General features: G+C 41.7%; 4 protein-coding genes, 2 tRNA genes and 1 pseudogene. 5 read left to right on the forward strand and 2 right to left on the reverse strand.

Annotation, left to right across the window (positions count from 1 at the left end):
* Positions 1-110: 110 nt before the first annotated feature.
* Both ACSC97_RS16890 and ACSC97_RS16895 read right to left on the reverse strand, forming a co-directional pair.
* Positions 111-350 (reverse strand): annotated as a pseudogene (locus tag ACSC97_RS16890) (HAD hydrolase-like protein); the annotation flags it as partial.
* Positions 347-1,279 (reverse strand): RluA family pseudouridine synthase, encoded by a 933-nt coding sequence (locus ACSC97_RS16895; protein WP_004958755.1) that lies wholly within the window; start codon positions 1,277-1,279, stop codon positions 347-349. The pseudogene ACSC97_RS16890 and the gene ACSC97_RS16895, both read right to left, overlap by 4 nt.
* Positions 1,280-2,069: 790 nt before the next feature.
* Between ACSC97_RS16895 and ACSC97_RS16900 the strand changes: the two genes are divergently transcribed.
* The 5 genes from ACSC97_RS16900 to ACSC97_RS16920 all read left to right on the forward strand — a co-directional run bounded on the left by ACSC97_RS16900 (position 2,070) and on the right by ACSC97_RS16920 (position 8,902).
* Positions 2,070-5,429, forward strand: a complete 3,360-nt coding sequence (locus ACSC97_RS16900) for an Rne/Rng family ribonuclease (RefSeq protein ID WP_436662090.1) — start codon at positions 2,070-2,072, stop codon at positions 5,427-5,429.
* A gap of 191 nt (positions 5,430-5,620) precedes the next feature.
* Positions 5,621-7,462 (forward strand): long-chain-acyl-CoA synthetase, encoded by a 1,842-nt coding sequence (locus ACSC97_RS16905; RefSeq protein ID WP_436662092.1) that lies wholly within the window; start codon positions 5,621-5,623, stop codon positions 7,460-7,462.
* Positions 7,463-7,635: 173 nt separating this feature from the next.
* A tRNA-Lys gene (locus ACSC97_RS16910) sits at positions 7,636-7,711 on the forward strand.
* 119 nt (positions 7,712-7,830) lie between these two features.
* Positions 7,831-7,906: transfer RNA gene (locus ACSC97_RS16915), tRNA-Lys, on the forward strand.
* Between the two features lie 267 nt (positions 7,907-8,173).
* Positions 8,174-8,902 (forward strand): DUF4382 domain-containing protein, encoded by a 729-nt coding sequence (locus tag ACSC97_RS16920; RefSeq protein WP_436662094.1) that lies wholly within the window; start codon positions 8,174-8,176, stop codon positions 8,900-8,902.
* Positions 8,903-9,007 lie beyond the last annotated feature (105 nt).

Genomic DNA, 9,007 nt, shown 5'->3' on the forward strand with positions numbered 1-9,007 from the left:
CGGTTATATGCGGGCCAATTGGTTGTGCGGTAGATTTTGTGTGTAGGCTTCTTCATTTGAAAATTATATCGCTGAAAAAGCCTTTACAGATAGGTTTGTGCAACAAAGCCGTTGGCAACATAATGATCTGCATAGCATTGCAAAATATCTTGCTGTAAATGCGGTACCTGTGGAAATAAAATTTGCATGACTTCAGGTAAGCCTAAACCAATGATACTCTTTGCAGCATCATCGGTAAGCGGTTGTTCAAACTGCTGTGCTGCGTATTGCAGACTTGCCACGATTTGCCCAACCGAGTCAAACAACGTCCCATCCCAATCAAAAATGACTAATTCAACATTCTGACTCATTTTTGCTTTCTCAACTCATTAATCACCTGTTGCATATCTTCAGGCATTGGTGCTTCGATGGTTGGGTAGTTCGGAATATCTAAGCGCATTGCATGCAAGCATAAACGGCGTGCTTCAGGACCTGTATAAGCTGTATTGTGACCATATTTATCATCCCCAATCAAAGGATGCCCGATACTTAGACCATGTACACGAATTTGATGCGTACGACCTGATAAGGGTGAAGCGTGGACTAATGTTGCGGCTTTAAATCGCTCAATCACCTTCCATTCTGTCTTACTAGGTTTACCTTCTTTAGTGACACGGACACGTCGCTCACCATTCGCAAGTTCATAACGAAGTAAAGGTGCATCAATCAATTGTTGATCCAAACTCACTTGCCCTTTGACGATTGCTGCATAGGTCTTCTTAATCTTATGCTCACGCAATAAGTCCTGAAGTAACTTGAGGGTACTTCGCTTCTTACTAATCATCACTAGACCTGAGGTATCACGGTCAATACGATGAATCAATTCTAAATATTTTTTGCCTGTCGCAGCACGCATGGCTTCAATCAAGCCATATGCAACCCCGCTACCACCATGAACGGCAATACCAGATGGTTTATTCACCACTAATAAGCCTTCATCTTCGTAAACCACTCGACCGAGTAAACTTTGCGCTACACCATCACTCACGGGTGCATCGGTTTCATCTTTTTGTTCATAACGAATCGGCGCAACTCGAATTTGGTCACCAATACTCAATCGTGTTTCTGCTTTTATTCTTTTTTTGTTGACCCGAACCTGTCCTTCACGAATCAAACGATAGATTCGACTTTTAGGAACACCTTTTAATCGGGTAAATAAAAAATTATCGATTCGCTGCCCTTCTTGATGCTCATCCACGTCAAACCAAGTGACACTTTGCCATTGTTGTGTAGAATTCATACGTTCGATTCATCCAAGATTTGCTAAATACGATTAAAAAATGATCATTTAGCTAAGTTATTTCACAAGAAACCTAAACTTAGCCCATAGGCAGATGCCGCAAGGTTTGATATATTCAGCGCACGGATACCACCGTAAGTGAGCATCAAATCAGAAATTTTATTTAGATAAAATTTTAAATCGATGAGATCCTCACCAACAACTCGGATAGGTCCTAAAGAATTATGCCGACGCCGAAGGCTTATTATATCGGCAAAATGACAAACTGTTGCGTTTAATTGTGCATCAGCACATGCAGTTTGCTCAGAAAAAATATGTCGCCAGCAATTTGTTGGTTATTAAACGTAAACTGATCCACATCAGACAATTTGCTCCCTGATGTCGCATTCAGGCTAAAGCGTTGATGCATTGGAACTGCTAAGCAGTGATACGATGATCATTCCGTATCAAGACTTCCAGATGGATCGACTTCAATGCTTAATGACAGTGAAAGTCACCATCCAATGCACCGCTCACCCGCCAGTGAAGCGTACAGGAAACTTTGATTATGTCGGGGTCTTACCATATTTCTCAGATGCAAGACAGAGATGAAATATCAACAGACCAAAGATAGAAGCAGTATTGCCAACATCGAAACAACCGTATCAAAGCCCAAACTGGAAATTTACAGTCAGTGGTTTCAGAGCTTCGCAAATAAAAGTAGCCTCTGAGTCTTGATCGCGTCAATTTGATGTTTGCTCAAAAGTATTGAGCTTGTTGTTTGTGTGCATCACTATTAGGTGTCACACCCATGAAACGTATGTTGATTAATGCAACCCACGCCGAAGAAGTTCGCGTTGCACTTATCACTGGTAATCGCCTTTACGATTTCGATTTAGAAAACCGTACTCGTGAACAAAAAAAATCAAACATCTACAAAGGTCACGTCACTCGCGTTGAACCATCTTTAGAAGCGGTTTTCGTCGAGTATGGTGCTCAGCGTCAAGGTTTCCTTTCAATGCGAGAGATTGCAAACTCGTATTTCAAAGCAGATCCTCGTCAAACTTCTAACATTCGTGAACTGATCACTGAAGGTACTGAACTACTCGTTCAAGTTGAGAAAGAAGAGCGTGGCAACAAAGGTGCTGCCCTATCTACCTTTATTTCTCTTGCAGGTCGTTATTTAGTTCTTATGCCAAACAACCCGAAAGGTGGTGGTATCAGCCGTCAAATTTCAGGTTCTGTGCGTGAAGAGCTAAAAGAAATTTTATCTTCTCTAAATGTACCTCGTGGCATGAGCGTGATTGTTCGTACCGCAGGTATCGGTCGCACCCAAGAAGAACTTCAACTGGATTTACAACATTTGTTGGATCTTTGGGCTCAAATTCAAAGCTCTGCAAGTTCAGGTCCATCACCAATGCTTGTTCACCAAGAAGCTGGTGTAGTGACGCGTGCTATTCGTGATTACTTACGTGATGACGTTGCAGAAATCTTGATTGATAGCGAGCAGGCATATAACGAAGCGTATAACTTTGTTAAAGCAGTAATGCCACGTCAGCTTGATAAGTTAAAAACTTATACCTTGAATGAGCCTTTATTTGCTCACTTCGGGATTGAAAGTCAAATCCAAACCGCTTATGAACGTGAAGTAAAACTTCCTTCAGGTGGTTCAATTGTGATTGATCAAACTGAAGCTTTAGTTTCAATTGATATTAACTCAGCGAAATCAACGCGTGGTCACGATGTTGAAGAAACTGCATTAAATACCAATTTAGAAGCAGCTGAAGAAATTGCACGTCAACTTCGCTTACGTGATATTGGCGGTTTAGTTGTGATCGATTTCATCGACATGACCAAAGATCGCAACCAACGTATGGTTGAAGCGAAATTACGTGAAGCGACACAAAGCGATCGTGCACGTATTCAGTTCGGTCAACTTTCACGTTTTGGTCTGATGGAAATGAGCCGTCAGCGCTTACGTCCTTCTTTAGAAGAAGCGACAGGTTATGTGTGCCCACGCTGTCATGGCACAGGAATGGTTCGTGACTTACGTTCACTTTCACTTTCGATTATGCGTAAAGTTGAAGAAATTGCTTTACGTGAACGCCAAGGTGAAGTTCAAGTTGAAGTACCTGTTGAAATCGCTGCGTTCTTATTGAATGAAAAGCGTCACAGCCTGGTTTATCTTGAACAAACTTCAAATGTACGTGTCACTGTGTTGCCTCACCCGCACTTGGAAACACCACATTATCAAATCCAGTTCAATCCAGATGGCTTTGCCCCATCTAGCTATGAACGTACTGAAGCAACTCGTTCAAGTGAAAAAGAACTTGGTTATGAGTCTTCTGATTGGCATTTAGAAGAAGCAGATCACAGCCATCCAGCTGCTCCTGCACAAAATGCAACAGCACCACAAAAGAAAGCCCATCAAGCTCAAGCTGCGCAAGCAAAACCAGCTCAAGCCACTGTACAGAAATCAGCAAGCCCTTGTGCTTGGTTAGAGAACTTATTTGTTCAAAAACAAGCTCAAACTACTGATCAATCTCGTTCTGCACAAAATGCTGCTGCTGCGATTGAGCAAATGATAAATAACGGCGCAGTAAGTCGTGGTCAGTTTGGACAAGTGAATATCCCTGCTCCTGCAGCTGTAGAAACACCTGCCCCTGCAAGCAATAACGCTTATATTTCACAAGCACCTGCAAAACAAGAAGCACGTGAAACATTTGAAAAAGACGAAAAATCTCATCGTCCTAATCAAAACCAGAAGAAGCGCAAACATAAAGAACAACGTGAGCAACACTCACATGCACATGAACCACAAAACCAAGTGCATGAAGAAGTGACACAAGTTTCACGTCATGAACAACGCCAAGAGCAACGTGAACAAAAACGTCAGCAAAAGCGTCATCAACCTCAAGAAGCTCAGCAGCAACATCAAGAAACTGCAGTGAATGAGTCTGCGCCTTTGCCACGTCGTGATCGCAACCAGCAACAACGTCCGAACCGACCAAACCGTCATCGTGACCAAAGTGTTTTAAATGAAACTCCAGTAGTAACAGCTGAAGCGGCAGTTAATCCACAACAAGTAAAAGTGGACGTTGTTGATGCACCACGTGCGGAAGCGATGAACACGGCATTGATCGTAAATATTGATCAAGGTCAAAGTGAAATCGTTGCAATTAATGCAGAAAAAGCACCGTTAGATGTGCCTCACACTGAGTCTGTAAAAGCTGTAATTGCGACAGCAGAAACAGTTGAGCCAACTCAAGCGGCACAGCCAGAAGTTGAAGAAACTGCTGTTGTTGAGCCATCAACTCAAGTAGCGCTTGTAAAACGTGCAAGTAACGATCCTCGTTCACGTCGCCGTTCGCATCAAGGTGGTGGGCATACTAATCAAAAGCCAGCACCTAAAATTGTGCACTCGCAGATACCAACCTTAGGGCAATATACTCTTGGTGGTCTGATTCGCCATATTTATGGTGAAGATTGCACAATTTTGATTGAACAATTTGGTTTAGTCACAACGTTCAACCGTGCATTACAAAAGTTCGCTGAACAATACGCAAGTAGTATTGCAGTAGAAACTGTTGTGGTTGAAGAAAAGCGTCCTGTTACACGTGATGCTGTTCTTCCTTCACAGAAGCCAACTCAGGAAGCAGAACCTGCACCAGTGTTACCTTTAACACCACCTGAAGCTCCTGTGACTCGCGTTGCAAATGACCCTCGTGAACGCCGTCGCCTTGCCAAACTTGCTGCGGAACAAGCGAAAGAAGCACATATTGCAGCGAACGCTTCAGTAGCTCAACCAGCAACTACCGCAGAGACGCCAGTTGAAGCAAAAGAAGCTGAACCAGCAACTTCTACTTCAGAGCCAGTTGATGCAATTCCTGAGCAGCAACCTCTCGAGCTCACAACGGCAACAGAAGTGCAAGATGCTCAAGAAACTGCTGCAGAAGCAATTGAAGAAGCACAAACCACTGTTCTTCAACTAGAAGCAACTGAAACAGAAACCGTTGAAGTCGCTGTAGCCGAAGAAAAAGTAGAGACTGTTGTTGAAGGTGATGAGACTGAAGCGGAAGATGAAGCTGCGAAACTAGAGAAAGATAAATCTAGTCGCCCTCGTCGCCCTCGTGGTCGTCCACCGAAAAAAGCAACTGCTGGCAATGAATAATTTGCTAAATTGCACACAATAAGCACAAGCCTAGTCATTTCGATGACTAGGCTTTTTTGTTATTTTGTCAGATTAGGTTGATTGCTCTAGGAACTTCCCATTAAAAAACAGCATTAACAACAATGATGTTAATGGTTGTGTTCCAACAGATAGCCATTTTTTGGATTGATCGAAAAATAAACAGGATTGATATGAGCCAAACTACACAGACCGATATTATTACCCTTAGTGATGTCGCAACTCGCCTTCCCAACTTCATCACAAAAGTACCTCATATCCTCAATGGTCTTAAACAGGCTTATTTGCGGACGCCTACTTCCCCAGCAGGCTTAGGAATTGCCTTTGAAAAAGCAGTTAAGCGTAATCCGCAAGGAATCGCCCTGTTATTTGAAGATCAACGTTATAGCTACAGTGCTTTAAACGAATGGGCAAACCAAATTGCACATTACTACTTGTCGCTTGGGGCAAAAAAAGGTGATGTAATTGCAGTGATGGTTGAAAACCGTCCTGAATTAATTGCCACTATTGTTGCTTTAGCTAAAATTGGCGTAACGATTGCACTTGTAAATACATCACAGGTCGGCAAAGTTCTAGCACACAGTATTAACTTAGTTAATCCTATCGCGGTGATTGCTGGCGAAGAAGTACGAGCTGCGATAGACGAAATTCGCCAAGATTTAACTGTTGCTCAAGATCGTTTCCATTGGTTTGCAGATCAAGAAACTCGTCAAAATGCAGGCGTAGCACCTAAAGGCTATGTCAATCTTGCTCAACAAATTGATCAATTCCCTAAATTCAATCCATCAACCACACACACTGTGACTGGTAAAGATGGATTATTCTATATCTATACATCTGGCACGACAGGCTTACCTAAAGCAGTAATCTTCACGCATAGCCGTTGGACACTTGCTTATGGTACATATGGTCATATTCTAAATTTAGGTAAAGATGACGTAATGTATGTCACTTTACCGCTCTATCATGCAACTGGCGTCGTTGTGTGCTGGTGTGGTGTGATTGCTGGTAGCGCAACTTTAGCTGTTCGTCGTAAATACTCGACGAGTGCATTCTGGAAAGATGTTCAGAAATTTAATGCGTCAGCGATCGGTTATGTCGGTGAATTATGTCGTTACCTCATGGATGCACCAATTACAGAACTTGACCGTGCTCACCGTGTTACCAAAATGATTGGTAACGGTATGCGACCAAATATTTGGGGCAAATTCAAAGAGCGCTTTGGTGTTCAAGAAGTCCTCGAGCTTTATGCATCAAGTGAAGGTAACGTTGGCTTCAGCAATATTTTCAACTTTGACAATACAGTTGGCTTTTCTCCTACACCATATGCAATTGTTGAATACGACAAAGAGAAAAACGAACTAGTACGTGACAGCAAAGGTTATTGCAAGAAAGTCAAAACAGGTCAAGTCGGCTTACTCGTAGGTAAGATTACTAGCCGTTCACCTTTCGATGGTTATACTGATCCTGAGAAAAACAAATCAGTTATCTTGAAAGATGTCTTTACTAAAGGTGATTCGTATTTCAACACTGGTGATTTAGTACGTGATATTGGCTTCCGTCATGCACAGTTTGTAGATCGTTTGGGTGATACTTTCCGTTGGAAAGGTGAGAACGTTTCAACGACTGAAGTTGAAAACATGGTTTCTGAATACGAAAAGATCGCTGAAGCTGTTGTTTATGGTGTAGAAATTCCAAACACCAATGGTCGTGCAGGTATGGCTGCTATCACTTTAACCGATGGCGCTGAACTGAATGATAATGACCTTACGGAAATGGTCAGTGTATTCAAGAAATGCTTACCAGCTTATGCGATTCCGGTGTTCTTACGTGTACAAGCCAAAGTTGAAACAACAGGTACCTTTAAGTATCAAAAGAATAAGCTGAAAGAAGATGCATTTGACCCAAGCAAAACAGATGAACGCTTGTTGGTTTTATTACCAGGCGCAACGAGCTACTGTGATGTAAATACTGAAATCTTTGAGAATATTCAGGCATATCAATACCGTTTCTAGTTTATTTTTTAGCTAAACAAGAGGAAATCGTGCTTTTTATAAACAATCATGCAGATGTTTTTAAATTTCCTCTTGTGTTAGCTGAATAAGTTGCTAGAATACGCAACATCAAAACGAAGACGCACTTAGAACTGATTAGTTTTACTTGCGAAGCATGTTTAATCGCTTGCTTAGGGTCGTTAGCTCAGTTGGTAGAGCAGCGGACTTTTAATCCGTTGGTCCCGCGTTCGAGTCGCGGACGACCCACCACTTAATGTTTTGATAGTTTGTAAAATGTATTTTACAAACGCCTGTAAGAGGTTTAACTTAGAAAAATTATAGATTTTCTCTAAGGTCTAAGTAAAGGTTATTTTACTTATCCTCACTCAGGGTCGTTAGCTCAGTTGGTAGAGCAGCGGACTTTTAATCCGTTGGTCCCGCGTTCGAGTCGCGGACGACCCACCAAATTCTAAAAAACCTCATCATATGATGAGGTTTTTTTATGCCTATTCATGAAGTTAATATCTGTGAAGTTGGGATTTGTGATTACTTCATCTAAAATGATATCTAATCATGATCTACAACTATCTTTATGTATAAAACAGAAACTAGCTCACACCAATTTAATCAATAAAAACAATTATTTATAATTATACAACATAGTATTTTGACAAAATCTTTTATATTCCGAAAACAATTTTACATACTATTCTCGGATGAAAGGACCTATTCATGAAGAATATTCAATTGATTAGCTTGGTTGCTATAACTTCTTTAGGCTTAGTTGCATGTGGTGGTGGAAGCAGCGCTGATAATAATTCAAACAATACAGGCACGCTCAATGTCAGCCTAACCGATAACCCTGCTTGTGGAATGGATCACGTCTATGTCACTGTCAAAGAGGTAAAAGTACATAGCAGTAGTACAGCAAAAGATAGCGATGCAGGCTGGTATTCAGTAAAACTAGCTAATCCTAAAAAAATAGATTTACTTACACTGACCAATGGTGCTCTCACAACTTTAGGACAGACCCCTCTTCCAGCTGGGCGCTATACACAAATCCGTTTAGTTCTGGATCAAAATCAAGGATCAAAATGGGCTAACTCTGTTGTTCCTACAGGAGGTACCGAGCTAGCATTGACGACACCGAGCGCGGCTCAGAGTGGCTATAAAGTCGTGGGATCATTTGATGTAAAGCCAGACACACTAGTTGATCTTGTTTTAGATTTTGATGCATGCCAATCTATTGTGAAACGTGGAAATGGTTCATACAACCTGAAACCAGTTGTCACAGCAACACCACAAGTTGTGAGTGGAACCATCAGTGGCTTCGTCAGCCCAAGCCTTGCTCAAGCAGGTGCAACCGTTTATGCACAGCAAAATGGTGAAATCATTAAAGGTACTCCTGTACCAGCGACAGGTGACTTTAAATTAATGCCACTTGTCCAAAGTAAAACGTAAGCGTCCGCTGAACACACCTTATGAATTCATCCTATAAGCCTTAATTTAGTCCCCACTTAAAAACAAGTGGGGACTAAAATTTATGACTACAAATCACCAGACATC

Origin of the sequence: Acinetobacter sp. P1(2025), assembly GCF_051390655.1 — a bacterium.
GTDB classification, from domain to species: domain Bacteria; phylum Pseudomonadota; class Gammaproteobacteria; order Pseudomonadales; family Moraxellaceae; genus Acinetobacter; species Acinetobacter junii.